This is a genomic window from Mesorhizobium sp. M0598, from assembly GCF_040320865.1.
In the GTDB taxonomy this organism is placed as follows: Bacteria; Pseudomonadota; Alphaproteobacteria; order Rhizobiales; family Rhizobiaceae; genus Mesorhizobium.
Window position 1 is genome coordinate 1 of sequence record NZ_JAMYQL010000107.1, and the last position, 1,027, is coordinate 1,027.

Below are 1,027 nucleotides of genomic sequence, written 5' to 3' on the forward strand. Positions count from 1 at the left end.
GCGGCCTAACGCCGACCGCGAAGAGAAGCGAGTGACCCGCGGGGCGACATGGTCCGGAAAATTATCAGGAGGAGCTTGACCTCAACGACCCCAATCAGAGAAGAGAAGCCTGCTAGACGTCTACCGGCGTGTCCACCCAGACGATGCAATTGAAACGTACGACATCTGGGAGAAGCCCTTGCCGGAATTTGGCGAAGCGGCACTCAACGCCAAATATGCCGGCTTGTACGGCGAAGGGCGAACGCCCGAGCAGCAACGCGCGTGGGATGTGATTGAGACGCTCGCTGAGCCCTTCCTAGTGGCCGACAAGATCTTGCTGACTGTACCACTCTGGAATTTTTCGATTCCTTATCGCTTTAAGCAGTTGATCGACCTCATTTCGCAGAAGGATGTGCTGTTCTCATTCGACGATGATGGATTCGCGGGGCGGGTCAAAGCCACTCGAGCCGCTGTGATCTATGCTCGGGGCTTGGACTATGCGCCAACTTCAACTTGGACGCCGGGCGAGAGCTACGATTTCCAGAGACCCTACGTCGAGGCTTGGCTTAAGCTGATCGGAGTGACGGATATCGATTCAATTTTGATCGAGCGCACGCTGTTTGGGCTTGAAGCTGAGCAGACGGCGCGTGCGAACGCAAAGTTCGAGGCAGAACGGCTCGCGCTTGAGTTTTGATCTCAAGTGAAGCGGTCATCGGCTGGACTGTTTGCGTATGTGTTCGCTGCGCTCCAGGCGGAGTGACCAGCGGGGTCGCCTAGTCGCTAGACAGGGTCGCCCGGGATATCTTCGGAAATCTCCTGCCGCGGCTCTTTGCGAGTCTGCGCCCCAGCGCCGCGACGAAGGCGTCGTAGCGCTCGCCAGCCTGAGCCCTTGCTGCGGCCTGCGCCCGGCTCAGGCAGCGGCGCAAATCATCGGTCTTGGAAAAGCGGACTCGGCTGGCTAGGCTTCGGCTTCGTGACTGGGAGGTGACCAGATTCCAAAGCCCACCTTTCTTGACATCGCCCGCCGCGCCGGGGTTGGCACGGCGAC

Annotated in this window: 1 protein-coding gene and 1 pseudogene; one reads left to right on the top strand and one right to left on the bottom strand. The window is 59.3% G+C overall.

Annotation, left to right across the window (positions count from 1 at the left end; all coding sequences use genetic code 11):
- The first annotated feature begins 109 nt into the window (after window positions 1-109).
- On the top strand, window positions 110-673 hold the full coding sequence (locus NKI59_RS34930) for an FMN-dependent NADH-azoreductase (RefSeq protein WP_352709066.1): 564 nt from the start codon (window positions 110-112) through the stop codon (window positions 671-673).
- A gap of 86 nt (window positions 674-759) precedes the next feature.
- On the opposite strand, the pseudogene NKI59_RS35260 reads toward NKI59_RS34930, so the two are convergent.
- A pseudogene (locus tag NKI59_RS35260) lies at window positions 760-900 on the bottom strand (CopG family transcriptional regulator); the annotation flags it as partial.
- Window positions 901-1,027 lie beyond the last annotated feature (127 nt).